Origin of the sequence: Streptomyces sp. NPDC096311, from assembly GCF_044763085.1 — a bacterium.
In the GTDB taxonomy this organism is placed as follows: Bacteria; Actinomycetota; Actinomycetes; order Streptomycetales; family Streptomycetaceae; genus Streptomyces.
In genome coordinates, this window is the sequence record NZ_JBIWFN010000002.1 from 741,362 (window position 1) to 766,718 (window position 25,357).

At 71.8% G+C, this 25,357-nt stretch carries 25 protein-coding genes and 1 pseudogene; 16 read left to right on the top strand and 10 right to left on the bottom strand.

The features are described 5' to 3' along the window. The first annotated feature begins 246 nt into the window (after nt 1–246). Both ACIRA5_RS07910 and ACIRA5_RS07915 read left to right on the top strand, forming a co-directional pair. The gene (locus ACIRA5_RS07910; protein ID WP_403688647.1) at nt 247–1,500 is read left to right on the top strand and encodes a HesA/MoeB/ThiF family protein; all 1,254 of its coding nucleotides are present in this window, start codon (nt 247–249) and stop codon (nt 1,498–1,500) included. After that, nucleotides 1,497–2,657: a hypothetical protein gene (locus tag ACIRA5_RS07915; RefSeq protein WP_403688419.1), complete on the top strand. Its 1,161-nt coding sequence runs from the start codon at nt 1,497–1,499 to the stop codon at nt 2,655–2,657. Before ACIRA5_RS07910 ends, ACIRA5_RS07915 begins: the two co-directional genes overlap by 4 nt. A gap of 87 nt (nt 2,658–2,744) precedes the next feature. Here ACIRA5_RS07915 and ACIRA5_RS07920 read toward each other — a convergent pair whose 3' ends face one another. The 3 genes from ACIRA5_RS07920 to ACIRA5_RS07930 form a co-directional block, all read right to left on the bottom strand. Then, nucleotides 2,745–3,521: an SDR family NAD(P)-dependent oxidoreductase gene (locus ACIRA5_RS07920; RefSeq protein ID WP_403688421.1), complete on the bottom strand. Its 777-nt coding sequence runs from the start codon at nt 3,519–3,521 to the stop codon at nt 2,745–2,747. A gap of 101 nt (nt 3,522–3,622) precedes the next feature. Continuing rightward, complete coding sequence (locus ACIRA5_RS07925; RefSeq protein WP_403688424.1) at nt 3,623–4,981, bottom strand: sigma-70 family RNA polymerase sigma factor; 1,359 nt, start codon at nt 4,979–4,981, stop codon at nt 3,623–3,625. A 98-nt stretch (nt 4,982–5,079) separates the two neighbouring features. After that, nucleotides 5,080–6,183: an EamA family transporter gene (locus ACIRA5_RS07930; protein ID WP_403688426.1), complete on the bottom strand. Its 1,104-nt coding sequence runs from the start codon at nt 6,181–6,183 to the stop codon at nt 5,080–5,082. A gap of 185 nt (nt 6,184–6,368) precedes the next feature. On the opposite strand from ACIRA5_RS07930, the gene ACIRA5_RS07935 reads away from it, so the two are divergent. Beyond that, the gene (locus ACIRA5_RS07935) at nt 6,369–6,866 is read left to right on the top strand and encodes a MarR family winged helix-turn-helix transcriptional regulator (RefSeq protein WP_403688428.1); all 498 of its coding nucleotides are present in this window, start codon (nt 6,369–6,371) and stop codon (nt 6,864–6,866) included. A 155-nt stretch (nt 6,867–7,021) separates the two neighbouring features. On the opposite strand, the pseudogene ACIRA5_RS07940 reads toward ACIRA5_RS07935, so the two are convergent. Further along, nucleotides 7,022–7,699: pseudogene (locus ACIRA5_RS07940) on the bottom strand (FAD-dependent monooxygenase); the annotation flags it as partial. Nucleotides 7,700–7,792: 93 nt separating this feature from the next. On the opposite strand from ACIRA5_RS07940, the gene ACIRA5_RS07945 reads away from it, so the two are divergent. Then, complete coding sequence (locus tag ACIRA5_RS07945) at nt 7,793–8,386, top strand: TetR family transcriptional regulator (RefSeq protein ID WP_403688431.1); 594 nt, start codon at nt 7,793–7,795, stop codon at nt 8,384–8,386. A gap of 129 nt (nt 8,387–8,515) precedes the next feature. Here ACIRA5_RS07945 and ACIRA5_RS07950 read toward each other — a convergent pair whose 3' ends face one another. The 3 genes from ACIRA5_RS07950 to ACIRA5_RS07960 form a co-directional block, all read right to left on the bottom strand. Further along, nucleotides 8,516–8,755, bottom strand: a complete 240-nt coding sequence (locus ACIRA5_RS07950; RefSeq protein ID WP_054231770.1) for a hypothetical protein — start codon at nt 8,753–8,755, stop codon at nt 8,516–8,518. Nucleotides 8,756–8,954: 199 nt separating this feature from the next. Continuing rightward, nucleotides 8,955–11,093, bottom strand: a complete 2,139-nt coding sequence (malQ, locus tag ACIRA5_RS07955; RefSeq protein ID WP_403688434.1) for a 4-alpha-glucanotransferase — start codon at nt 11,091–11,093, stop codon at nt 8,955–8,957. Then, nucleotides 11,094–11,333 carry a hypothetical protein gene (locus ACIRA5_RS07960; RefSeq protein ID WP_067370291.1) on the bottom strand — a complete coding sequence of 80 codons (240 nt, stop codon included), beginning with the start codon at nt 11,331–11,333 and terminating at the stop codon, nt 11,094–11,096. It lies immediately after the preceding gene. A gap of 346 nt (nt 11,334–11,679) precedes the next feature. Here ACIRA5_RS07960 and ACIRA5_RS07965 point away from each other — a divergent pair, with 346 nt between their 5' ends. Genes ACIRA5_RS07965 through ACIRA5_RS07985 form a run of 5 tightly spaced genes read left to right on the top strand, consistent with a single transcriptional unit; the run spans nt 11,680 to nt 16,163 of the window. Next, nucleotides 11,680–12,270, top strand: coding sequence for an RNA polymerase sigma factor (locus tag ACIRA5_RS07965; RefSeq protein WP_352051002.1), 591 nt, complete (start codon nt 11,680–11,682; stop codon nt 12,268–12,270). After that, on the top strand, nt 12,267–13,325 hold the full coding sequence (locus ACIRA5_RS07970; RefSeq protein ID WP_403688437.1) for a zf-HC2 domain-containing protein: 1,059 nt from the start codon (nt 12,267–12,269) through the stop codon (nt 13,323–13,325). The genes ACIRA5_RS07965 and ACIRA5_RS07970 overlap by 4 nt, the downstream gene beginning before the upstream one ends. 41 nt (nt 13,326–13,366) lie before the next feature. Beyond that, nucleotides 13,367–14,146, top strand: a complete 780-nt coding sequence (locus tag ACIRA5_RS07975) for an ATP-binding cassette domain-containing protein (RefSeq protein WP_403688439.1) — start codon at nt 13,367–13,369, stop codon at nt 14,144–14,146. After that, the gene (locus ACIRA5_RS07980) at nt 14,143–15,537 is read left to right on the top strand and encodes a hypothetical protein (RefSeq protein ID WP_403688441.1); all 1,395 of its coding nucleotides are present in this window, start codon (nt 14,143–14,145) and stop codon (nt 15,535–15,537) included. The genes ACIRA5_RS07975 and ACIRA5_RS07980 overlap by 4 nt, the downstream gene beginning before the upstream one ends. After that, a complete protein-coding gene (locus tag ACIRA5_RS07985; protein WP_403688444.1) occupies nt 15,534–16,163 on the top strand; it encodes a hypothetical protein in 630 nt (209 codons plus the stop codon). The genes ACIRA5_RS07980 and ACIRA5_RS07985 overlap by 4 nt, the downstream gene beginning before the upstream one ends. A 62-nt stretch (nt 16,164–16,225) precedes the next feature. Here the strand turns inward: ACIRA5_RS07985 and ACIRA5_RS07990 are convergent, their stop codons facing one another. Next, the gene (locus tag ACIRA5_RS07990; RefSeq protein ID WP_067370302.1) at nt 16,226–16,762 is read right to left on the bottom strand and encodes an HNH endonuclease; all 537 of its coding nucleotides are present in this window, start codon (nt 16,760–16,762) and stop codon (nt 16,226–16,228) included. 273 nt (nt 16,763–17,035) lie between these two features. Here ACIRA5_RS07990 and ACIRA5_RS07995 point away from each other — a divergent pair, with 273 nt between their 5' ends. Both ACIRA5_RS07995 and ACIRA5_RS08000 read left to right on the top strand, forming a co-directional pair. Then, entirely contained in the window at nt 17,036–18,145 is a 1,110-nt protein-coding gene (locus ACIRA5_RS07995) for a mechanosensitive ion channel family protein (RefSeq protein ID WP_403688447.1), read from the top strand. Between the two features lie 167 nt (nt 18,146–18,312). Beyond that, nucleotides 18,313–18,522, top strand: a complete 210-nt coding sequence (locus tag ACIRA5_RS08000; RefSeq protein WP_403688449.1) for a DUF397 domain-containing protein — start codon at nt 18,313–18,315, stop codon at nt 18,520–18,522. Here the strand turns inward: ACIRA5_RS08000 and ACIRA5_RS08005 are convergent. Both ACIRA5_RS08005 and ACIRA5_RS08010 read right to left on the bottom strand, forming a co-directional pair. Continuing rightward, the gene (locus tag ACIRA5_RS08005) at nt 18,477–18,785 is read right to left on the bottom strand and encodes a hypothetical protein (RefSeq protein WP_403688451.1); all 309 of its coding nucleotides are present in this window, start codon (nt 18,783–18,785) and stop codon (nt 18,477–18,479) included. The genes ACIRA5_RS08000 and ACIRA5_RS08005 overlap by 46 nt on opposite strands. Continuing rightward, nucleotides 18,778–19,353 (bottom strand): hypothetical protein, encoded by a 576-nt coding sequence (locus tag ACIRA5_RS08010; RefSeq protein ID WP_403688453.1) that lies wholly within the window; start codon nt 19,351–19,353, stop codon nt 18,778–18,780. Before ACIRA5_RS08010 ends, ACIRA5_RS08005 begins: the two co-directional genes overlap by 8 nt. Nucleotides 19,354–19,710: 357 nt before the next feature. Between ACIRA5_RS08010 and ACIRA5_RS08015 the strand changes: the two genes are divergently transcribed. The 5 genes from ACIRA5_RS08015 to ACIRA5_RS08035 all read left to right on the top strand — a co-directional run bounded on the left by ACIRA5_RS08015 (nt 19,711) and on the right by ACIRA5_RS08035 (nt 25,356). Beyond that, nucleotides 19,711–20,547, top strand: coding sequence for a hypothetical protein (locus ACIRA5_RS08015; protein WP_403688455.1), 837 nt, complete (start codon nt 19,711–19,713; stop codon nt 20,545–20,547). Nucleotides 20,548–20,851: 304 nt separating this feature from the next. Further along, complete coding sequence (locus tag ACIRA5_RS08020) at nt 20,852–22,063, top strand: ROK family transcriptional regulator (RefSeq protein ID WP_403688457.1); 1,212 nt, start codon at nt 20,852–20,854, stop codon at nt 22,061–22,063. Between the two features lie 99 nt (nt 22,064–22,162). Continuing rightward, a complete protein-coding gene (locus ACIRA5_RS08025; RefSeq protein ID WP_403688460.1) occupies nt 22,163–23,500 on the top strand; it encodes an ABC transporter substrate-binding protein in 1,338 nt (445 codons plus the stop codon). Between the two features lie 15 nt (nt 23,501–23,515). Beyond that, a complete protein-coding gene (locus ACIRA5_RS08030) occupies nt 23,516–24,457 on the top strand; it encodes a carbohydrate ABC transporter permease (protein ID WP_403688461.1) in 942 nt (313 codons plus the stop codon). A gap of 5 nt (nt 24,458–24,462) precedes the next feature. Then, nucleotides 24,463–25,356, top strand: a complete 894-nt coding sequence (locus tag ACIRA5_RS08035) for a carbohydrate ABC transporter permease (RefSeq protein WP_067370324.1) — start codon at nt 24,463–24,465, stop codon at nt 25,354–25,356. Nucleotide 25,357 lies beyond the last annotated feature (1 nt).

The following is a 25,357-nucleotide window of genomic DNA, read 5'->3' on the forward strand; positions in this document are numbered from 1 at the left end:
GAAACGGATCAGCCGCCGTTGCCTCCGCTGCTGTCGCCCGTGGTCTCCTTCTTGTCCAACGGGCGGATCACAATCTTGGTGGGCACCCCAACTCCTCTCGTCGGTAGGGACGTTGAGCGTTGCGGGCGCGATCGCCGACCGCGTCTTGTCAAGGCTCGACTCGGGGGACCAGAGTGTCAAGGCATGTACCTGTAACGGGAAGGGGTCCTGGTGACGGTGCCGGTCGACACGCTCCGCAGGCCCCGGATCAAGCCCGAGCACCGGCCGTACCGCACGATCGACGGCAACGTCCGCATCGGCAGCGTCATCCACGGTATCGGCGCCGAGATCGAGGACCCGCAGGGCTGGGTCTGGACGCTGGTCGAGACGATGGACGGAACGCGGGAGCCGTCGGCGGTGGTGGGCGAGGTGCTGAGGGCGCATCCCGAACTTCCCGACCTCACACCCGAGGACGCCCGGCAGGCGATGGGGGACCTGCTCGACGCCGGGTTCGTGGAGGACGCGGCGGCGCCCGTGCCGGTGTCCGAGCGGGAACGGCTGCGCTACAGCCGGGGGGTGCCGCTGCTGCGCTGGATGGACCTCGGCCCCCGGACGAGCCCCTGGGACGCCCAGCTCCGGCTGCGCCGGGCCCGGGTGCTGCTGGTCGGCGTCGGCGGCACGGGCGGGTACGCCGCGCAGAGCCTGGTCGCCTCCGGGGTCGGCCGTCTGCACTGCGTGGACCCGGACGTGGTGGAGCTGTCCAACCTCAACCGCCAGCCCCTCTTCCGCGAGTCCGACCTCGGCCGCCCGAAGGTGACGGCCGCGCTCGCCACCCTGCGGGCGCTGAACTCGGACGTGACGGTGACCGGGGAGCGCCGGGAGATACGACACCCGGCGGACCTGGCGGAGCTGATACGGACCGGGGCACCCGAAGCCCCGAGCCTGTCGGACCAGGGCGGACCGCCCCAAGCCCCGAGCGAGCCGATACAGGCCGGGGCACCCGACGTCCCTCCCCCGGCGCGGGGCTCGTACGACCTTCTCCTCCTCGCCGCCGACCGTCCCGACGACATCCGTCGCTGGGCGAACCGTGTCTGTCTGGCCGCGGGCCTGCCCTGGGTCGACGCCGGCTACCGCGGCCCGCTGGTGACGGCCGGGGTCCACGTACCCGGCCGGGGTGCCTGCTGGGAGTGTCTGCGGGCCGGTGAGGTGGCCCGCCGCGAGCTGCGCCTGGCGCCCGGCCAGGACGACGGGGTCGCCTCCCCGCACCTGCCGTGGAATCCCGCGACCGCGGTCACCGCGGGCCTGTCCGGCGGACTGCTCGCCCACGCGGCCCTGGCCCTCCTGACCGACATCCCGGCGCTCGACCCCGGCTTCCGCTTCGGGATGAACCTGATGCTGCCGGGCGACCCGGTGCTGCAGCGATTCCCCCGGCGGCCCGACTGCCCGGCGTGCGGCGACGGACCCGCCGACGGGGCTACCGGCACGAGCGGAGCCACCGGCGCGGCCGGGGAGCGCGCGTGAACCGCGTGCGCCTGCACACCCTCGACTCCCGCCCCGACGGCGACGAGTGGATCGTCGGCCGGCTGGCTACGGGCCGTTTCGTCGCGCTGCCCGAGGTCGGCAAGCAGGCGCTGGACCTGCTCGGGCAGGGGCTGAGCACCGCCGAGGTCGGACACCGGCTGCGGGAGACCACCGGCGACGACATCGACGTGGCCGACTTCGTCGAGGCGCTGGTGGACCTGGGGTTCGTCGCCGAGCTGGACGGACGAGAAGTGGCCTCGCCACCCCCGCCGAAACCGACGCTCGCCCGGATCAGGCCCCGCCACGTGCGCTGGGTGCTCAGCCCGGCGCTGCCCGTCCTCATCGCCCTGCTGATCACCACCACCCTGCTCACCCGCCCACCCGTTCCCCTCAGCTACCACACCCTCCTCTGGAGCCCGCACGGCAGCGCGGTGATCGCACTCGGCGCGGGCTTCGGCTGGACGCTCCTGCTGCTCCACGAGTGCGCGCACCTGGTGACCGCCCGGGCGACCGGCGTGCCCGGCCGCATGCGCCTCGGCACGCGCCTGCAGTTCCTGGTCATGCAGACGGACATCAGCGGCATCGAACTCGCCCCGCGCCGCCACCGGTTGACCGCCTACCTCGCCGGGATCGCGACCAACCTCACCGTCGCCTCCCTGGCCGCCCTCGCCGCGGGCGCCACGCACGGCACCCCCCGCCGGATCCTGGCCGCCGTCGCCCTGCTCGCCCTGCTCCCCCTCCCCTTCCAGCTCATGGTCTTCATGCGAACGGACCTGTACTTCGTGCTCCAGGACCTGACGCGCTGCCGCGATCTGTACGGGGACGGGGTGGCGTACACGAAGTACGCGGCACGACGGGCGCTGCGCCGTACCACCGCCCCGGACCCCAGCCTCGAACTCCCCGCCCACGAACGGCGGGCGGTGCGCGCGTACAGCGTGGTGCTCGTCGTCGGCACCACGCTGTGTCTCGCGTTCCTCGCGACGCTCACCCTGCCCGCGGACATCACGCTGTTCGCCCGCGCGGTGGCGCACCTGGGCCCCGGCCACTCCCCCGCCGTGCGCCTCGACGCGACGGCCGTCGTGGTCGCGCTCGGCGGGGTGCATGTGCTGTGGGTCCGCACGTGGTGGCGCGACCGCCGCGGCCGTCGGTCCTCCTAGCCGGCCCTCCTAGCCGGTCGTTCCTGCCGGTCGTTCCTGCCGGTCGTTCCTGCCGGTCCTCCTGGCCCGTCGTCCTAGCCCGTCGTCCTAGCCCGGGAACATCCCGCCGGTGACGTTGACGAAGGTGCCGGTGATGCCGCCCGCCTGGTCGGAGGCGAGGAAGGCGGCGGTCGCGGCGATCTCGGGGAGGGTGGGGTTGCGGCGGGTCATGCGCATTCCGGCCAGGTTCGCGAGCAGGCCCTGGAGGGCGTTCTCGTCGAGGGCCATGGCGCCGTCGACCGCGGCGAGCTTCTCGCGGGTCAGCGTCTCGGGCACGCCGGCCGCCCACAGGCCCACGGCCCGCACCCCGCGCGGCCCCAGTTCCATCGCCAGGTTGCGTACCAGCGTGTCGATCGCCGCGTCCGCCGGGCCCGTTCCGCCCATCATCGGACTGCCGTGCGCCGAACCGCTGTTGAGCGTGAGGACCACGCCGGAGCCCCGCTCGGCCATACGGCGGGCGGCGGCGCGGGCGGTGACGACGTGGGCGCGGATGCCGGTGACGACCGGGCGTACGAAGTCGTCGACGGGCATGTCGAGCAGCGAGGCACCCTGCACATCACCCCGGGTGACGAGGTTGAAGGAGATGTCGACGGCGTCCAGCGACGCGATGTGCGCCTCGACCGCCGCCTCGTCGAGCGCGTCGACGACCGCCGTCCCTGCGTGGCCGCCCTCCGCCTCGATGTCCTTGGCCACCGCGTCGAGCGTCGCCGCCGTACGCCCCACGAGGTGCACGTGGGCACCCTCGCGGGCGAAGGTACGGGCGACGGCGCCGCCGATGGATCCGCCGGCGCCGTAGATGACCGCGGTCTTGTCGGTGAGCAGCATGGTGAACCTCCGTGAGGTGGGTTGTCGGAGCGGCCCGTGCGAATCGGCCGTACGAGTCAGCCGTACGAGTCGGTCATGCAGACGTACGCGCCGTCTCTCACTCATCGGTCGGCGGGCAGCCGCAGCGGCAGTCCGAACGCCGGGAAGAGATGCGGCTCGAAGGAGGTGATCTCCACGATCCGGTCGCCCTCGATACGGAGGACGTCGAGGACCTGTGCGCGGTAGACGGTCGTACCCGGGCGCCGGACGTAACCCCCCGCCGCGAGCTGCCCGTTGGCGCGGGCAGGCAGGTGGCGCCAGTGGCCGAGGAACATCGGGGAGGCGGGGTCGAGGCTGACGGACAGGAACTCCACGAGCGCCTCGCGGCCGACGAACCAGAACGGGTTCGGCGGCATGGTGAGCGTGATGTCCTCGCTGAGCAGGGTGGCGACCTCGGTGAGGTCGAGGCGTTCGGCGGCGGCCATGTATCGCGCCAGGATCTCGCGCTCACGGACGTCCGCCTCCGCGGTCCACTCGGCGCGGCGGCGGGGCAGGTGGTCGCGCAGGGTGGGCCGGGCCCGTTGCAGCGCGCTGTTGACTGAGGCGACGGTCATGTCCAGTACCGCGGCGGTCTCCGCGGCGGCCAGCCCCAGGACGTCGCGCAGGACGAGGACGGCGCGCTGGCGGGGCGGCAGATGCTGGATCGCGGCGAGGAGGACGAGCTCCATGGTCTCCCGGGAGACGGCCAGCGCGTCGGGTTGCTCTTCGGTCGAGGGCAGGTCGTCGTCGGGGTAGGGCTGGAGCCAGGTGATGCGGGCCGGGGGCTCGGCGCCGCCGTGGTTCATCCCGGGCAGCGGCTCGTACCGCTGTGGGCGGCGCGCCGTGCGCCGCTGGAAGTCCAGGCAGGCGTTGGTGGCGATCCGGTACAGCCACGTCCGTACGCTCGCCCGCCCCGCGAACCCGTCCCGGGCCCGCCAGGCCCGCAGGAACGTCTCCTGCACGAGGTCCTCGGCATCGTCGTACGAGCCCGACATCCGGTAGCAGTGCACGCGCAGTTCGCGCCGGTACGACTCGACGAGCGCGGCGAAGTCGCTCTCCGCGAGGCCCACTTCCGTAACGGTGCCGGTCGTGACGAGATCCACCGCACCGGGTTCGTCCATGACGCGCTCGTCCATGACGGGGTCCGCCGTACCGGGATCCGCCGTGTCGCGGGCCGTCCGGGCGATACGCCGCAACCGTCCCACGGAGGTGGCCAGCTCGCTCACCCCGGAGTAGAAGACGGCGGGCGGAGCCGGGACCAGCTCACGGACCTGCCGCCCGACCTCCTCGATGAGCCCCTGAGCGGTGTCCGCGGGCGCCGCCCGCCGCTCCCGGTACGCCCTCTGCCGACAGGCGGCCGAGCAGTACACGGAACTCCGCCCCTTGCGCCCGGTCCGCCCGGCCAGCGCCTTCCCGCAGCCAGGACACACACCGTCGACCACAGGAACCTCCAGGAATCCGGGAATCGGGAATCGGGAATCGGGGGTTGGGGGATGGGGGTTGGGGGACGGGAATTACGTCACGCGCGGACGACGTGACGTTATCGCCGCTCCCCCAGCCCCGCAGCCGCCTCCCGCGAAGCCTCCAGCACCCGCCCCACCGCCGCACCCTCCTCCACCCCACGCCGCACCGCCACCACATGCCGGTGCGGGCGGTCACCGAGCAGCACCCCGGCGCAGGCGACGTCTATCGAATCTTTTCGATCATTCCTTTCAGAAGAACTGAACGATCCAGCGGGAGCCGGCCGCCCGCCCCGCGGCCCGAGCTGACGCGGCCCGAGCTGACGTGGCCCGACCTGGCCGAACACCGTCGCTCCGAACGCCAGCGCCATCCCCGCCACCTGCACCGGCGTCAGCGACTGCCCCAGCGCCGCCCAGCCGATGACGGCCGCGGTCAGCGGCGACAGCGGGCCGAGGAAGGTGACCTGGGTGGCGCTGAGCCGGCCGATGCCCCGGAACCAGAGCCAGTACGACACCGCCGTGTTCGCCAGGGCGAGGTAGAGGTATCCGCCGACCGCCCGGCCGTCCAGCGCGGGCGGCGCGCCCTCGACCAGGAGGGCGACCGGGACGATCAGCAGCCCGCCCGCCGTCAACTGCCAGGCGGTGAGCGCCAACGGACCGACCCCGTCCGGCCGGCCCCACCGCTTGGTGAGCACCGTGCCGGTGGACATCGACGCGGTCGCGGCGAGCGCCGCGAGGACCCCCACCGCGTCCAGCGCGCCCGCCGCCTTCAGCACGACGAGGCTGACACCGAGGGCCGCGGCGATACCGGTCAGGAGCGTCCGCAGGGTCGGGCGGTCACCGAGCAGCAGCGCCGCGAGGCCCGCGACGAACAGCGGCCCGACCGAGCCGACGACCGCCGCCATGCCGCCGGGCAGCCGATACGCGGAGAGGAACAGCAGCGGGAAGAAGGCGCCGATGTTCAGCGCGCCCAGCACCGCCGCCTTCCCCCACCAGGCGCCGCGCGGCAGCACCCGGGCCAGCGCGAGGAGCAGCAGCCCGGCGGGCAGGGCTCGCATCACCCCGGTGAACAGGGGGCGGTCGGCGGGGAGGAGCTCGGTGGTGACGGCGTAGGTGCTGCCCCAGGAGACGGGGGCCAGCGCGGTCAGGGCTATGAGAGCGGGACGGTTCGCGTTCGCGGCCATGAGGGCACCCGATTCCAAAGTAGGCCAGTGGAAAGTAGCTTAGCTCTAAGCAGCTTTGAGTCAAGCTACTTTTCACTGAACAACTCACCTCAAAGCGACTCACCTCAAAGCAACTTCCTCGTCAGCTACTCCCTCGCCAGCTACTTTCTTGCGGGCAATCGACCCCTCGGCGGATACTCGCCCCCATGGAGACGCCCCAGGACCCGGTCGACGCGATCATCGAGCAGTGGGCCACCGTCCGTCCGGACCTCGACACCGCCGCGATGGAGGTCTTCGGCCGCGTCTTCCGGCTCGCCCGCACGATGGGCGACCGGATGGAGAAGGCGTACGCGCCCTACGGGATCTCGCGCGGGGAGTTCGACGTGCTCGCGACCCTGCGTCGCTCGGACGCCCCGTACACCCTCTCGCCCCGGCAGCTCTCGGCGACGCTCATGCTCACCACCGGCGGAATGACCGGGCGCCTGGACAAGCTGGAACGCGCTGGGCTGCTACGGCGCTCCCCGGACCCGCACGACCGGCGCGGACTCCAGGTGACGCTCACGGACAAGGGGCTGCGGCTCATCGATGAGGCCGTCGTCGCGGGACTCGCCGTCCAGACGGAGGCCCTGGCCCACCTCGACGAGGAGCGGGCCGGTCAACTGGCCACCCTGTTGCGCGAGTTGCTGTTGGGCACCGGCGCCTAGGGTCTCGGCCGGGCCGGCCGAGCCCGGCCCTGCGGACCTCAGCTCGCCATGGCGACCCGGCTCGACCTGACGCGTATCACGGCGAGCCGGCCCAGGACCTGAGCCAGTGCCATCAGCAGCAGCGCGGCGGTCCAGGCGGCGGAACCGGTGAGTGATCAGTTCGACGACCGATCCTCGCCCAGCGCCGCCGCCAACGCCCTCTCGACGGCCGCCGCGTCAGGGGATTCGGCGGCCCAGGCCACATATCCGTCGGGCCGCACCAGCAGGGTCGTACGCCGGTCACTCGCCCAGCCCTCCACGGTGAGACGGTCCTTGCGGCCGTCCAGGTCGTCCAGGCCGTACGCCCGGACGGCCGCCGTCGGTGCGACGAGGACGAACCGGCCGCCACGCAGGGCCTCGTAGAGGCGGCCGTCCTTCAGGGCAACGTCGGGGACCCGGGTGCCGACGAGGGCGTGAGAGCCGCGCGGGGCCCGGTAGGCGAAACCGATGCCGGTGATCCGACCCGCCGCCTTCCGGCCCACGGGGCCGACGCCATTGAGGACCATGGTGAGCGCGGAGCGCAGCGCCAGCGTCCAGGGGTGCTTGGCCATCGCGAGCCGGACGATCCCGCCGCTGCTGCGCAGCACCGCCTTGCCGACGGGGTGACGCTCGGCCTGGTAGGTGTCCAACAGGCCCGTGTCCGCGTGGCCGTTGACGACCAGCGCGAGCTTCCAGCTGAGGTTCGCCGCGTCCTGGAGGCCGGCGTTCATGCCCAGCCCGCCGGCCGGGGTGTGGACGTGGGCGGCGTCACCGGCGAGGAAGACCCGCCCGACCCGGTACGCGGATGCCTGGCGCACTGTTGGTCAACGTTTGTTGGCCAACGCTTGTTTACCAACATAGGGAGCCCACTCTGGACTGTCAACAACCGTTGGCCTACAGTTGTTGACATGCCCGACAAGGAACTCCCCGCACCCGCCCCGTCCCCCGCGGCCCGCCGCTCGGACACCACCCGCACCGCCATCCTCACCGCCGCGCGCGAACGCTTCGCCGCCGACGGCTACGAGCGCGCCACGATCCGCGCGATCGCCAAGGACGCGCGGATCGATCCGTCGATGGTGATGCGGTACTACGGCTCGAAGGAAGGACTGTTCGCCGCGGTCCTCGACGTCGACCTGCGGCTGCCGGGCCCGGACGGGCTGAACGCGCACGAGGTGGGCCGCGTCCTGGTGAGCCACTTCCTCGATCTCTGGGAGGAGAACGAGGTCCTCACCGTGCTGCTGCGGGTCGGTGTGACCAACGCGGACGGCGCCGCGCGCATGCAGGGCATCTTCCGGGACCAGCTCATGCCGGTCGCGCTGCGCGTGTGCCCCGACCCGGAGCAGGCGCCGGCCCGGGCCGCGCTGACCGCCTCACAGGTGCTGGGCATGGCGATGGCCCGCTACGTCCTGCGGTTCCCGCCCGCCCTCGCGCTGCCCCGCGAAGAGGTCGTGGCGTGGCTGGCCCCGACGGTGCAGCGCTATCTCACGGCGCCGCATCCGTGACGGACCCCGAAAAGGCTTCCCCGAAAACACGTCGAGGGAGTCCGCGCACCCGGTGGGTGCGCGGACTCCCTCGATCGAGAAGGATCCAGGCCTCGGCGTGCGGCCGGGGCTTCAGGAAGCGAGCCGGAATCAGGTCCGCTTCGGCTGCTTGTCGGACTTGTCCAGGACCATCACGAGGCCCGCGATGACCAGGAACAGGACGATCGGCGTCACGACGTAGAGGCCGAGCGTTTCGATCACGCTCAGGCCCTTGCCGGGGTCGTCACCGTCGTCGCGGGTCAGCGCGAGCGCGGGGGACGACATGAGCAGCATCATCAGCGTCGTACCGGAAGCCAGGGCGCCGGCGCGCAGGGCGTTCTTCTTGTCCACGGTGCAAACGTAGCGAACACCTGAATGAGTCGCGCGCCCGGGGTGCCGTACGGAGGCCGCACCCCCGCCTGGACGCCCCGCTCACCCGTCTCGGTCACGCCCGCTCACACGCCTCCGTCACGCCCACGCGCACTCCCACCGTCACCCCGTTCATCGCTCCCCCGGTCCATCGCTCCCCCGTTCATCGCTCACGCGGCCATCACGTCCACCACGCCCACCCCCCGGACCGTCCCCGCAGCACGTCGATCAACGCGTACAGCCGGGGCGAGGCCGCCAGCTCCTCCAAGGTCACCGGGCGGCCTTCCGCGTCGGCGATGGGCAGTCGCCAGTTCGGGTACTGGTCCCACGTGCCCGGCAGGTTCTGCGGTCGCCGGTCCCCGACCGTGTCCGGGAGCCACACGCCGATCATGCGGGCCGGGGTGCGCAGCAGGAAGCGGTGCACGGCCTGGATCTCGGCCTCCTCCGACACCGCCGAACCCGCGTCGCCCGCCCCGTGCAGCAGCCCGAGGCGGGCGAGCAGCGCCAGCCACTCCCCCGTGTCCGCCGTGGCCGCGGTCCGCTCGTCCTCCAGGGAGCCGGTGAGCAGGCCGAGCCGGTCGCGGAGTTCGACGTGGTCGCCGGTGAGCCGGGAGGCCGTGGGCGGCAGGTCGTGCGTGGTGGCGGTGGCCAGGCAGTCGGGGCGCCAGCGCTCGGGGGGCAGAGGCTTCCCGTCGCCGTCCCAGTCCCGTTCGAACCACAGCACCGAGGTGCCGAGCACCCCGCGCTCGTGCAGCGTCTCGCGTACGCCGGGCTCGACCGTGCCGAGGTCCTCGCCGATCACCAGGGCCCCGGCCCGCGAGGCCTCCAGGGTCAGGATCGCGAGCATGGCCTCGGCGTCGTAGCGGACGTACGTGCCCTCGGTGGGCGGCTGTCCCTGCGGCACCCACCAGAGCCGGAACAGGCCCATCACATGGTCGATGCGCAGGGCGCCCGCGTGCCGGAGGAGGGCGCGCAGAAGGCGGCGGTAGGGGGCGTAGCCCGAGGCGGCGAGGCGGTCCGGGCGCCAGGGCGGCAGGCCCCAGTCCTGGCCGCGTGCGTTGAAGGCGTCCGGGGGCGCGCCGACGGACATGCCGGCCGCGAAGTACTCCTGCTGCGCCCAGGCGTCGGCTCCGCCGGGATGCACGCCGACCGCGAGGTCGTGCACGAGGCCCACCGCCATCCCGGCGTCGCGCGCGGAGCGCTGGGCGGTGGCGAGCTGGGCATCGGTGAGCCAGGCGAGGCGGCTGTGGAAGTCGACGCGATCCATCAACTCGCCGCGGGCGCGGGTGGTTTCGGGTGAGCGCGGGTCACGCAGGCCCACCGGCCACCGCTGCCACTCGGGGCCGTACGCCTCGGCGAGCGCGCACCAGGTGGCGTGGTCCTCCAGCGCCTCGCCCTCCTCGGCGAGGAAGTCGACGTAGGCGGCGCGTCGGCCGGGCCCGAGCGGCACTTCGTGCACCAGTTCCAGCGCTTCGCGCTTGAGCTCCCACACGGCGTCGCGGTCGATCAACGCGCCCTTGTGGAGCACGGATTCGCGCAGTCGCCCGGCACGCTCCAGCAGCGCCCCCACCCGGCCCGGATCGTCGACGTAGGCGAACTCGGGGATGTCCTCGACCCGCAGATGGACCGGGTCGGGGAAGCGGCGGGAGGAGGGCCGGTACGGGGAGGGGTCGGTGGGGATGCCGGGTACGGCCGCGTGCAGGGGGTTGACCTGCACGAATCCTGCACCGAGCGCCCGGCCCGCCCAGGCGGTGAGTTCGGCGAGGTCGCCGAGGTCGCCCATGCCCCAGGAGCGCCGGGAGAGGAGGGAGTAGAGCTGGACGAGGAGTCCGTACGTGCGTCCGGGCGGCGCGGGCAGCCGGGCGGGGGCGGCGACGAGGTGGGCCTCGGCGGTGCGGCCGTCGGGGGCGGTGGCGTGCAGGGTGTGGACGCCGGGCGGGAGCTGCTCGGCGGCGGCGCGGGTCTCGCCCTGTTCGGTGGTGATGCGCAGCCGGGTGCCGGTCGGCAGCCCGGCGAGCGCGGCGGGCGGGCTGTTGCCCCAGCACACCACCGTCGGCGGCAGCAGCCGCTCCCGTGTCTCGGCCTCCCGGGCGGCGAGGGCCGCGCGGACGGCGTCCGGGCTGCTCGCGTCGACGCCGAGCGCCGCCAGGGCCAGGGCGACCGCGGTGTCCGTGGCCGCGACCGTACGGTCCGGGGAGGGGCGGTAGGAGGTGGCGACGCCGTGCAGTGCGGCGAGCCGCGCCAGCGGTGCGTGCGGGTCGGGAGGGCCGGCCGGCGAGGAGCCGGCGGGCGAGCGGTCCGCGGGCGGGCGAGGCGCCATCTATACCCCCGAGATGTCCGTGGCGGCGCCGGTGGAGACGGGCTCGCTGGTCAGGTGCGCGGCGTCGGCCAGCGGCGGTTCGCTGGTCAGCGGCTCGGCGTCGGGGAGGGGAGGTTCGCTGGTCAGCGGCGGTTCGGCGGAGGAGCCCTCGGCGCTGAAGACGCACACGTGGGGCTCGACGGAGGGCTCCGTCGGGCGTTTGGAGAGGGCCGAGAGCAGAAGGTGTGCCGATGCGGCCACGGGGGTCTCCTTGTCGTCGTACGGCGGGAAGCGGGTTACGGCAGCTCTACCCAGCGGGCGCCGGGGCAGACGTACGAGGACGGACAAGGTGCGTTTGGTCACAGACCGTACCCGGCGCGGGGGCGCCCGGCACAGCGCGCGGGCGCGCGAGTGCCGGCGTGCGGGACGCGGAGCGGGGGACGCGGCGGAGTACGCGGCGCGCCGGACGGCTCGGGACTGCTCGGGACGGCTCGGGACTGCTCGGGACTGCTCGGGACTGCTCGGGACTGCCGTGAAGCGATGTGCCGTGGTGTGAACCGATGGGTTCGCGGGGGCCGATAGACAGGGTGTGAGACTGTTCCGCCCCATGGGGGGCCACCGGGAGGACGTGACGGACGCGGCGCTGCTGCGGGCCGTGGCGGACGGGGACTCGGCGGCGATGGCCGCGCTGTACGACCGGCACGCCGGGTGGCTGCACACACGGCTGACCCGGCGGTGCGGCGATCCCGAGGTCGTGCGGGAGGTGTTGCAGGACACCTTCGTGACCGTGTGGCGGTCGGCGGCCGCGCACCGCGGCGCGGAGGCGGGCGGCTGGCTGTGGACGATCGCGGCGCGACGGCTCGTCGACGCGCGGCGGGTGCAGGAGCGGGCCGAGCGCGTCGAGTACACGGCGCCCGTGCCCGCGCCCTCCGCCGAGGAGCGCGTACTGGCGGGCCTGGAGTACGGGGACGTGGGTACGGCCCTGGACCGCATCTCGCCCGAACTCCGCGAGGTGCTGCGCGCCACGGTCGTCGACGGGCTGACCACGCGCGAGACCGCCCGGCTGCTCGGTATCCCGGAGGGCACGGTCAAGACCCGGGCGAGGCGCGCCCGCGCGGAACTCCGCGCGGCGCTCGCGCACCTGAATCCGCCCTCGGCCCCGTTCCTGGACCCATCGCTGCTGGGAGGCACGGCATGACCGGCTGGCACGCGCCCGACGACGTCGTCGCCCGTTACTCGGACGGTTCCCTTCCTGAGACGGACGCCTGGTCCCTGGAGAAACACCTGGAAGGCTGCGGCACGTGCGCCGCGCGGGTCTCGCGCGCGGCCCGGGAGGGGGCGGCGGGGGCGGTGCTCGCGGAGGTGCGGGACGCGGTGCTGACGGCGGTACTCGAGTCGGCACCGGCCACGGCGGCCAGGCACGCGACGGCCACCTCGCCCTCCGCGACGGCGCCGACCCCCGCCGCCGTACCGACCGCACCTTCCGTACCGACCGCACCTTCCGTACTGCCCGCACCTTCCGTACCCGGCGTACCGATCGCACCCCCCGTACCGACCGCACCGACCGCACCGCCCGCACCCGCCGCCTCAAGGCGCCCCCGAGCCGTCGGGGGGCGGCTCGGGTGGATCCTCTGGGCGGCCGGGCCCGCCCTGCGCGGGGCCTGGGCGGGGGCCGTCGCGCTGGTCGCCGTGGGGGCGCTCGCGCTCGCCTACGGGGGCGGGTTCGACGGCACACGGCCGTTGCTGCTGGCCGTGGCTCCGATCGTGCCCGTGGCGGGGGTCGCCCTCTCCTACGGGCGGCACGCCGATCCACTGCACGAGATCGTCGCGACATCGCCCTCCGGCGGCCTGCGGCTGATGCTGATGCGGACGGCCGCCGTACTCGCGGTGAGCGTGCCGCTGCTGACGTTGGCGGGGTTGCTGCTCCCCGCCACCGACCCGCGCCTGCCGCAGGCACCCGCGGCGGCCGCCTGGCTGCTGCCCGCGCTCGCCCTGACACTGGCCACGCTCGCGCTGTCCGGATACGTGGGCTGCCGTACCGCCTCCGCGGTGGTCGGCGGCGGCTGGCTGCTCGCGCTTGCGGCGCCCCTCCTCACGGCCCCCGACCCCGGCCTGACGGCCCGTCTCGCGCAGCAACTCTCCCTCTACTTCACCGGAGCCTCGCCGCAGTGGGGCTGGGCGGCCGCGGCCGCGCTCTGTGCCCTCCTCCTCGCCGCGCGCCGTTCCGCGTATGACCGTCTGGAGACGATGTGAACCCCCTTGGCAGGCCCGGCACTTCGACGACGGACGACGCCATGGGTACCGCGACCGCCTCCATACGGGTCTCGGGGCTGACCGTGCGGCACCGCAGGACCACCGCACTGGACGCCGTCGACCTGGACTTCGGTCCCGGCGTCCACGGTCTGCTCGGCCCCAACGGCGCGGGCAAGACCTCCCTCATCCGGGTCCTGGCGACGATCGCGGAGCCCACCGCGGGCCGGGTGCGGATGCTCGGCAACGACCTCCGTCACCGGCACAAGCGCGCTGCGGTCCGCCGCGAACTGGGGTATCTGCCGCAGGACTTCGGGTACTACCCGGGGTTCACGGTGCGGGAGTTCGTGGCGTACGTGGCCTGGCTGAAGGAGGTACCGGCCGCTGCCGCCCCGGCCGCGGTCGAGCGCGCCGTCGCCCGGGTCGGGCTCGCCGACCGTATCGACGCCAAGGTCAAAACGCTGTCCGGCGGCATGATCCGGCGCGTCGGCATCGCCCAGGCCGTCGTGAACGACCCCCGCGTCCTGCTCCTCGACGAACCCACCGCGGGTCTGGACCCCGAGCAGCGCGTGGAGTTCCGGGCGCTGCTGCGCGAGCTGGGCCGGACCGCCACGGTGATCGTCTCCACCCACCTGGTGGAGGACGTGGCCGCGGCCTGCACGGACGTCACCCTGATCGAGGCCGGCCACGTCGCCTACCGCGGGACACCCCAGTCCCTCGCCGCCATCGGCGCCGACGGCCACGCGTCCGACGGCAACGCGATCGAGCGCGGCTACACCACGGTCCTGCGCGGCCACCGCGCCTCGACGGGGGCCGCCCGGTGAACGTACGCATCCAGCCCCACGAGGAGCACGCGCCGCCCCGGGAGGCGCCCGCCCGGAGAGCGGGTTCCGCCCCCCACCCCCTCCGCGTCGAGTCCCTGCGCGGGTTCGCCCCCTGGGCGGCCGGGGCACTGCTGCTCGCTCTCTCCTGGACGCTCGCCGCCACATCGGCGCAGTGGCAGGGCAGTTGGGGTGTGACGACGGGCAAGCTGAGCACCGCGGCCGGCGTGATCGGCGTTCCGTTCGCGTTCGCGGCCGGCGCATGGCAGGGCGGCCGGGAGCGGCGGCTGCGGATGACGGAGCTGCGGGCCTCGACCGCTCGTACCCCGCTCGCCCAGCTCCTGACGGCCGCCCTGCCGCTCGCCTGCTGGCTGGCGGCGGCCTACCTCGTGGCGGTGGCCGGCGTGCTGCTCGCCTGCGCGCCGTACGCGTCGGCGGGCGGCCCGGTCCCGACCGTCTTCGCCGGGGCCGCGCTCTCGATCGCCGCGTGCACGCTACTCGGTCAGGTGGCCGGGCGGCTGCTGCCCTGGCGGCTGACCGCTCCCACGCTCGCGATCTGCGGATACGTCCTGTACGGCACCCTCGGTCTCTCCGAGTCGGACCTCCACGGCCTCGCCCCCGCCTACCTGAGCCTGGTCGGCGACGACGAGGTCCCGGTCTGGTGGTACCCGCTCGTATCGGCCCTGTGGCCGGCCGGGCTCGCCGCCACCGCGGCCCTGGCCCATGCCGCGTACCGCCGGGCCACCGCGCTGCTGCCGCTCGCGGCCGCGTTCGGCGCCGCGGTCGTCCTGGTCCACACGGGCGACGGCATGCTGCGCGACAACCCGCTCGCCCACCGCCAGGTGTGCGACGACTCCACCACCCCGCGTGTCTGCGTCAACGCCGTCCACCCGGGCATGCTGCCGGACGTGGCCCGCGCGCTGTCCGGTCTCACCGGCCGGCTGAAGGGCGTGCGCAACCTGCCGGTGCGCTTCGAGGATCTGCCGCGCTCCTCGCGCGAGGACGAGGCACAACTGCCGATGCTCACCCCGTTCGGCTGGAGCGCCGTCCGCGGCAAGGTGACCGATCCGGAGCGGTACGCCTGGGAGGCCGCCACGCTGCTGGTCCGCCCGGAGTGCGAGGAGCCGCCGTCCGCGCAGCGGGTGCGGGTCACCGACACGGTGGTCCTGCGCTGGCTGGCCCCGGATTCCGGTCACGAGAACCTGCGCGAGCGCCAGGTGGCGGTCGCCCGGCAGCAGGGTGACACGAAGGAACTCGCGACGTTCCGCGCCGAGGACAGGGCGTACGCGCACCTCACCGCCATGACCGACGACGAGCGCCGCGCCCTGCTCAGCCGCTACTTCGCCACGGCCCACGACTGCGACCCGAACCCGAGCGAGGTCCCGTCCCCGTGAACTCCCCGCGCAGCGTCACCCCGCCGACCGCGCTCGCCCTTTACGCCCGCTCCCGCGGCCTCCCGACCACCCTGGCCGCGTTCGCCTGTGCCGCCCTTCTCACCCTCTGGGTCGCGGGCCGCCCGGACGCCTTCCTCGACCCGTACCGCAGGGTCCCGCTGCTCTCCCTCGCCCCGCTGCTGGCCTCGGCGGCGATCGGGCTGAGCCTCCACTCGTACGCGCGGGACCTGGACGACACCGCCGTACGCCCCTGGTGGCCGAGGCGCCTGGCTCATCTGCTGGTCCTCACCGCGCTCGCGGCGACGATGCTCGCGCTCGCCGTACCGGGACAAGCACAGGTGTTCGGTTCAGCGGGGATGGTCCGCAACACACTGGGCGCCGTCGGCATCACGGCGGCCGGGGCGGTTCTGTTCGGCGCCCGGGCGAGCTGGATGCCGACGATGCTGTACTTCAGCGCCGTGTACCTGTCGGCCGCCTCGCCGCGCATGAGCGGGGAGACAATCCTCACCTGGCCCATGCAGACGGGCCCACAGGCCGGCGCCTGGGCCGCCGCCCTCGCACTCTACGTACTGGGCTCGGCACTCTACGCGGTGCGCGGCGCCCGCCCCGAAGGACCCCGCGGCTGACGCGGGGCCGCACGGGGCGGACCACGGGTCCCGGGGCCGGGGGAACACAAAGGCCCGGATCGTCAGGCGGAAATGCCGTCGATCCGGGCCATCGCATCCTCCGCGCCGTACGGCTGCAGGTAGGGCAGCCAGCGCGGGTCCCTATGCCCCGTTCCGATGATGCGCCAGGCGAGCCCCGTCGGCGGGGCGGGTTTGTGGCGCAGGCGCCAGCCGATCTCGACCAGGTGGCGGTCGGCCTTGGTGTGGTTGCAGCGGCGGCATGACGCCACCACGTTGTCCCAGGCGTGCTGACCTCCGCGGGAGCGCGGGATGACGTGGTCGACGCTGGTTGCGACGCCACCGCAGTACATGCACCGGCCGCCGTCGCGGGCGAACAGTGCCCGACGGGTCAGCGGAACGGGCCCCCGGTAAGGGACCCGTACGAACCTCTTCAGCCGGACCACGCTGGGCGCGGGGACAGTAACGGTTGCGCTGTGCATAAAGGCGCCGGATTCCTCGAGGCAGATGGCCTTGTTCTCGAGGACGAGGACGAGCGCGCGGCGGAGCGGTACGACGCCGAGTGGCTCGTACGACGCGTTGAGGACCAGGACGTGCGGCACGGATGCCTCCTTGTACGCCGGCGGCGCGTGGCTCGCGCCGGGACGATCTGCAGTCAGTCTCCCCTCTTGCCTGGTGGAAGCGCCACCATGTCCCGGTAACGGGCTGGGAGTGTTTTCGACCACACCCTCTTTCATCCCCAGGTGAGTACGGTCTCTCCCTCGAACATTGCAACGATCCACACACGATGCCCCGTTAGTGTGGTGGTTCTGCCCGCCGCTGCCCTCACATGTCCCCGAGCCGCGGGCGGACCGCTACGCCTGGAGGTACCTTCCGTGTTCTTGACCGCCCTGTTGGCCTCGGGGTCCACCCCGTCGCCGTCCCCCTCGGCGACGACGGACCCGACGACCGCCACGCTTCAGGACGCCCAGCAGAGCGCGACCAACGCCGCCAGCTGGGTCCAGCAGAACTGGTCCACGTGGCTGGCGATCGGTCTGCGCGTCCTGCTGATCCTGGTGATCGCGGGGGTACTGAGAGTGGTGGTGCGGCGGGCGATCACCAAGCTGATAGATCGCATGACCCGCACGGTCCAGGCGGTCGACGGCACGGCCCTGGGCGGCCTGCTGGTGAACGTCGAGCGCCGCCGGCAGCGCTCGCAGGCGATCGGCTCGGTCCTCCGCTCGGTCGCCTCCTTCCTGATCATGGGCACCGCCGCGCTGATGATCCTGGGCACGTTCCAGATCAACCTGGCCCCGCTGCTGGCCTCCGCCGGTGTCGCGGGTGTGGCGATCGGTTTCGGCGCCCGCAACCTGGTCACGGACTTCCTCTCCGGCGTCTTCATGATCCTTGAGGACCAGTACGGCGTCGGCGACACGATCGACGCGGGCGTCGCCTCCGGCGAGGTCATAGAGGTGGGCCTGCGCGTGACGAAGCTGCGCGGCGACAACGGCGAGATCTGGTACGTCCGCAACGGCGAGGTCAAGCGCATCGGCAACCTCTCCCAGGGCTGGGCCACGGCCGGCGTCGACGTCACGGTCCGCTCGCACGAGGACCTGGACAAGGTGAAGCGCACCCTCGACGAGGTCGCCGAGGCGATGACCAAGGAAGAGCCCTGGAACGAGCGCCTGTGGGGCCCGATCGAGGTCCTGGGCCTCGACAGCGTCCTGCTCGACTCGATGGTCGTCCGCGTCTCGGCGAAGACCATGCCCGGCAAGGCGATGAGCGTCGAACGCGAGCTGCGCTGGCGCATCAAGCGCGCCTTCGACGCCGCGGACATCCGCATCGTCGGGGGCCCCACGGTGCCCACGGAGGAGGAGCCCGTCGACCCGACCGCCGCGGTGGCGGCCCCGTCGGTCCTCGGCAACCCGGCCTCCCCCCAGTCGGAGGCGACCGCCCCCATCCCGGCCCCCGCCGCGGCCCCGGCCGCGTCGAGCGCGCCGAAGTAGGCCCTGGCCGTACGTGCGAGGGGGCGGCACCGGATGTTCCGGGCACCGCCCCCTCACACGTATGAGCAAGCCCACAGCTCCGGCGCGCGCATGAGCAGGCCCATGGCTCCGGCATCAGCCGAACGGGTGCGGCTTCGGGCGACACCTCCCTGCCCGACTTCAACTTCGTGAAGTCCAGTCACAGCCGACTCGACGGCGAATGCGTCGAAGTCGCCCGCACCATCCCCGGCCCCATGGCCATCCGCGACTCCAGGCACCCCGATGGCCCGATACTCCGCCTCGCCCCCACCGCATGGGCGCACTTCAGCGCGCCAGGACCCGCGCTCAGCCGTCAACCGGTCCGCTCGCGCCCCGTCGCGTGGAACTTCCCCACGTAGGAATCGGGAGACAGTTCGCTCTCCCGCATGAGGGAGAAGACCTCCACCCCCACGCCCGGCACCCCGTCCATCCTGAACGCCTCGGCGAAACCGGTGTAGTCGGTGTCCTCCAGTGCCGCGCAGTACTCACCCGCCTCGGCCTCCGCGCAGCCGATGGCATCGTCCAGGGAGCCGGCGGTCCACAGCGTCACCCGCTCCTCGTAGACGCCCAGCTCACGATGGCGGAAGACGCACCGGACGCCGTACCACGACTGCTCATCCACGGGCGGTCCCGGACTCCAGCCCGGTCGCCCCGGCTATCTGACACACCGCGGCGAACGAGGACCCCTTGCCCAGTCCGGCCACCCCCAGGAGTCCCTCACCGTCCCGGACGTCGAGGACGACGTCTCCCGAGGGCGCGTCGAAGGACATCGATCCCCAGACGGACTGCTTCCCCCGCCCGGGACGCCACCGGAAATGGATCTCCTCCTGGCCCTTCTCGGCGACGAGGAACGCCCGCTCCGACACCGCCAGCCTTTCGCGGACCCGCTCCTGCCACCCGTCCGAGACCGGCACCGGGCGCAATACGTGCGTCTGCCGGTCGTCCAGCGCCTCGTCGGAGAGCGGGATGCCGGCCGCGCCGGCCCGCCGCCGCAGCGACCACACCCCGACCACCGCCACCGCGAACGTGAGGATCCCCCATATCAGAGGACCGAAGACCAGTTCCCCGCTCACGGAATCCCACGTGAAACCGTCGTTCACCAGGTCGATGAACATCATGGTGAGCGCCAGCGACACACACTTGGCCGCGGCCGCGCGCCAGCACGCCATCAGCAGCTTCACGAGCCTCATGGGCGAGGCCCCCGCCCCGCCCCACCCCGCCCCAAACGGTTCACTCTCATGTGGCCGGATCCTATGAACAGGAACCTGTGAAGGTGACCGGATATCGACCCCGTCACCATCCCCCCTTGAGGGCACATCACGGTTCCCGACGGGGCAGATCATCTCAAAGTCCCGCACCCTCTCCCACCTGCACGTCTGCCGATCGTGACGAAGCCGTGATGTGCCTGGAGGACGCCCTCGGAATTAACCCTCTTCACATGTCCCCCGCATTCCGGCCACATCCCGCAACCGTCTACTGTCGCCCCAACAGCGAGCCCTTGTTCTGGAGCTACACGCCCAGGGGCCCGCTTCGAATGTGGGGAATCCATGCGCAAGTTCGCCATCGGCGCCGCCGTTTCCGGCGCCCTGGCCCTGTCCGCCCTGGCCGTGCCGTCCGCGTCGGCCGCCACGCCGGACCTCACCTTCTCCAAGGTGGTGGTCAACAACGGCAAGGCGATCGTTGTCGGCACCACCAGCACGGTGAAGGTCCCGATCACGTACACCCTGACCCGTCCGGCCGACTTCGTCATCGACTACAAGACGAGCGCCGCGGGCATCACGCTCTACCGTGGCGCCTCCCTCTCGAAGATCTACAACGAGATGGAGCCCGACGACGTCCCGAACTGCACCGCGACGACCACGACCGCCACCACGGTCACGGAGTCCTGCACGGAGGTCATCGCCCTCGCCCCGCAGGACTACCTGTACGAGGCTGCGGACGCCACCACCTGGAAGGCCGCCGGCTTCTACGGCCGCACATCCCAGGACAACGACGCCTCCGACGGTCACATCAGCACGGAGTACGGCTTCGACCTCTGGGGCCCCCTCGGCTCCGTCCAGGTCAAGCGCGCCGCCAAGCTCACCACCAACGCCACCCCCGAGCCGGTGACGAAGGGCAGGACCCTCACCGTCAAGGGCGCGCTGACCCGCGCCAACTGGGAGACCAGCAAGTACTCCGGCTACCAGGGCCAGCCGGTCGCCCTCCAGTTCAAGGCCAAGGGCGCCAACGCGTACAAGACGGTCAAGACGGTGACCTCCGGCACCTCGGGCGCCCTCACCACCACGGTCAAGGCCTCGGCCGACGGCTCCTACCGCTACAAGTTCGCGGGCACCTCCACCACGGGCGCCGCCACGGCCACGGGCGACTACGTCGACGTGAAGTAACCGAGGACGGGCCCTCCCCCGACTCACCCCAGGTCGCCCCCGCGGCAGACGGATTCGTCTGCGGCGGGGGCGACTTCGTGCGTCCGGGGAAGTCCGGGGCGAGGATGCGGACCTCCGGCCCAGGTAACGACTCTGTTGCCTCGGGGGCGGTTTCTCTTGACGCCTCCGCGACCCGCGGCCTACCGTCCTCCCACCAATAGGAAACTTTCCTAACAATGATCTTGCAGTGGACTTCAGTGGACTTCCCCACGGCCACCCTGGGAAGCTGAGCGACTGGGCAGTTGAAAGGCAGGTGTCGACAAACATGGCAGGATCCGCCGGTACGCCGGGCACCCCGCGCGTCCTGCGCGCCATGAACGACCGCGCCGCCCTCGATCTGCTGCTCGCGCACGGACCGCTCTCGCGGACCAGGATCGGGAAGCTGACCGGGCTGTCCAAGCCCACCGCCTCCCAGCTCCTCGCCCGACTGGAGGCCGCCGGACTCGTGCTGGCCACCGGCACGAGCGAGGGGCGCCCGGGACCCAACGCCCAGTTGTACGCCGTCAATCCGAGGGCCGCCCACGCAGCGGGCCTGGACGTCACCCCCGAGCGCATCCTCGCCGCCGTCGCCGATGTGACGGGACGGACGGTGGGCGAGTACGAGCTGATCACTCCCGGTCGGCGCCCCGCGCAGCCCGTCGTACGCCAGGTCACCGACGCCCTCGACGGCGCGGTGAAGGCGGCGGGGCTGGCCCGTGGCGACGTGCACCGGCTCGTCATAGGGACGCCCGGCGCCTTCGACCCCAACACCGGGCGGCTGCGGTACGCCTCCCACCTGCCCGGCTGGCACTCCCCCAGCCTCCTCGACGAGCTCGCGGCCGCGCTGCCGATGCCCGTCGAGTACGAGAACGACGTCAACCTGGTGGCCATCGCCGAGCAGCGGCTCGGGGCGGCGCGCGGACACGAGGACTTCGTACTGCTCTGGAACGAGGGCGGCCTCGGCGCCGCCCTCGTCCTCGGCGGCCGACTGCACCGCGGCTGGACCGGCGGCGCGGGCGAGGTCGGCTTCCTGCCCGTGCCCGGCGCACCCCTCGTGCGCCAGGTGACCAAGGCCAACAGCGGTGGTTACCAGGAGCTGGCCGGCTCCCAGGCCATTCCCCAGCTCGCCCGCGAGCTGGGCATCCAGCCGGTGCCGACCGGGCCCTACGCCGAGGTCGCCGCCGCCCTCGTCGAACAGGCCGCCCGCATCAACGAGGGGCCGCACCTGCGGCTCCTGGAGACGTACGCGACCGGTCTCGCCACCGGTCTCGCCTCACTCGTCTCCGTGCTCGACCCCGAACTCGTCGTGCTCAGCGGCGCCTCGCTCACCGCCGGCGGCGAACCGCTGCGCGTCCTGGTGCAGGCCGAGCTGGAGGAGCTGGCCGCCTCCCGACCGCGCCTCGTGGTCGGCGACGTACACGAACACCCCGTGCTGCGCGGCGCGTTGGAGAGCGCGCTGGCGGCCACCCGCGACGAGGCCTTCGACACCTCCCGCTGAGTCCTGCCCCTCGACCGACTCCCCCGTCCCACGAACCGTCCCGCGCATCGTTCCGCGAACACCACCACCACCGCTGCCCTGCCCTAGGGAGACCCCGTCATGCCCGGAATATCCAGGAAAGTCGCCACTGCTCTCGCCGCTTCCGCCTCGCTCGCCCTCCTCACCACCGCCTGCACCGGCCAGTCGTCCTCGGGCGCGAGCGACGACGCCTCCAAGGACACGACGATCAACTTCTGGCACGCCTGGAGCGCGCCCGGCGAGATCGCGGGTGTGAAGGCCCTGGTCGCGGGCTTCGAGAAGACGCACCCCAACATCCACGTCAACATCGTCGCCAACATGACCGACGACAAGATCAACCAGGCCCTGCGCTCCGGCGGCGACAAGGCTCCCGACGTGATCTCCTCGTTCACCACCAACAACGTGGGCAAGTTCTGCTCCTCCGGCGCCCTTGTCGATCTCAACCCCTTCTTCAAGAAGGCGGGAATCGACCCGGCGACGACCTTCCCGAAGGCGATGAACGAGTACACCCAGTTCGACGGCAACCGCTGTACGGTTCCGCTGCTCGGTGACGCGTACGGCCTCTACTACAACAAGAACGAATTCAAGAAGGCCGGGATCTCCAGCCCCCCGAAGACCTGGTCCGAATTCGAGACGGACGCGAAGAAGCTCACCGTCTCCAACGGCGACTCCTACTCCCAGCTGGGCTTCATGCCGAACTACCACGGCTGGGAGTCCACCACCGAGCACTACTTCGGCCAGTTCTCCCCGACGTACTTCGACAGCAGCGGCAAGTCGAACCTCGCCAAGGACCCCGCTTTCACCGCCGGATTCACCCTCCAGAAGAAGCTCGTCGACGAACTCGGCGGCTACCAGAAGCTGGAGAAGTACCGCTCCAAGCTCGGTGACGAATGGGGCCCCAAGCACCCCTTCCACACCGGCCAGGTCGCCATGCAAATGGATGGCGAATGGCGGCTCGGCATGGCCGAGGACGCGGGGCCGGACTTCGAGATCGGTGTCGCCCCGCTGCCCGTTCCCGACGACCAGGCCGACCAGTACGGCAAGGGCTACATCACCGGCACCATCGCGGGCATCGCGGCCACCAGCAAGAAGCAGAACGCGGCCTGGGAACTGGTCAAATACATGACCACGGACACGGACGCGGTGGTCGGCTTCGCCAACGCCATTCACAATGTGCCCTCCACGCTGGCCGCACTCAAGTCGCCGAAGCTGAAGTACGACCCGCGCTTCAAGACGTTCCTGGACATCGCCTCGAACCCGAACTCGACGACGACTCCCGCGTCCATCAACGGCGGCACCTACCTCGTGACGCTCCAGCAGTTCGGATACGACTACGAGAGCGGCAAGGCGAAGGATCTGAAGGCGGGTCTGCAGAAGACCGCCGCGCAGATCGACACGGACATCGCGCAGGCGAAGTAGCAGACGGGCACGGACATGAGCACCGTCACCCTCGCATCGAAGCGGCGCCGATCGGCGCTGCGCACCCTCGCCTTCATGTCGCCGTGGCTGATCGGCTTCGCCGTCTTCTTCGCCTATCCGCTGCTCTCGACCGTCTATTTCTCGTTCATGCACTACGACGGCTTCACACCGCCGACGTGGAGCGGGACGAAGAACTGGACCTACGTCTTCGAGCACTACCCGCTGTTCTGGCCCGCGCTGCGCAACACCCTGTGGCTGGTGCTGGTCATGGTCAGCCTGCGAGTCGTCTTCGGACTCGGCGTGGGCCTGCTGATCACGAAGATCAAGACGGGCACGGGTGTCTTCCGCACCCTCTTCTACCTCCCCTACCTCGCCCCGCCCGTCGCCGCGACGATGGCCTTCGCCTTCCTCCTCAATCCCGGTACGGGACCGGTCAACTCGATCCTGGAGAAGGTCGGCATCCCGGCCCCCGGCTGGTTCAACGACCCCAGCTGGTCCAAGCCGGCCCTCACCCTGCTGGCCCTGTGGGGCATCGGCGACCTGATGGTCATCTTCATGGCCGCACTGCTCGACGTACCGACGGAGCAGTACGAGGCGGCGGAGCTGGACGGTGCCTCGGCCTGGCAGCGGTTCCGGTACGTCACGCTGCCGAACATCTCGCCGATCGTGATGTTCGCCGTGGTCACCGGCGTGATCCAGACCATGCAGTACTACACCCAGCCACTGATCGCCGGGAAGGTCGCGTCGGGCGTCATCCAGGGCGCCGGTACGCAGTTCGAGCCCGGCTACCCCGACAAGTCGACGCTCACCCTGCCGCAGCTCGTCTACAACCTCGGCTTCCAGCGCTTCGACTACGGCTCCGCCTGTGTGGTCGCGCTCGTGCTCTTCGCCCTGTCCATGGTGTTCACCGCGTTCCTGATGCGGCGCCGGGGCGGTCTCATCCAGGCAGGTGACTGACAGCCATGACACAAGTACTCGACAAGCCCGTGGAGTTGCGGGCCCCGGTCTCGCCCGCCGAGCGCACCGCCCGCCGCAAGGCGCTCCTGGAGTGGGTCGCGATCCACGCCCTGGGCGTGGCCGCCGCCCTCTTCTTCGTCCTCCCCTTCGTCTTCGTCTTCCTGACCTCCCTGATGAGCGACTCGCAGGCACTCAGCCGCGATCTCATCCCGCACACCTGGGAGTGGGGCAACTACCGCAAGGTCTTCGACACCCCCGGCTTCCTCACCTGGTGGAAGAACACCCTGCTGTACGCCGGTGCCGGCACCGTCCTGACGGTCGTGTCGTCGATCCCCGTCGCGTACGCCCTCGCCAAGTTCCGCTTCCGCGGCCGGAACCTGTCACTGATGCTGGTCATCTCGATGATGATGCTGCCACCGCAGGTGGTCATCATCCCGATGTACCTCTTTTGGGCGAAACAGCTGGACCTGTCCGGCACGCTGTGGCCGCTGATCATCCCGATGGCCTTCGGTGACGCGTTCTCCATCTTCCTGCTCCGCCAGTTCCTGATGACCATCCCGAACGAGTACCTCGACGCGGCGAAGGTCGACGGCTGCGGGGACCTGAAGACCCTGCTGAAGGTCGTCCTGCCGATGGCGAAGCCGGGGATCGCCGCCGTGGGCCTCTTCCAGTTCTTCTACGCCTGGAACGACTACTTCGGCCCGCAGATCTACGCCTCCGAGAACCCCGGCGCCTGGACCCTCTCCTACGGCCTGGAGTCGTTCAAGGGCGCGCACCACACCGACTGGAACCTCACCATGGCCGCGACCGTGCTGGTCATGGCCCCCGTGATCCTCGTGTTCTTCTTCGCACAGAAGGCGTTCGTCGAAGGCGTCACGCTCACCGGAGTGAAGGGTTGAC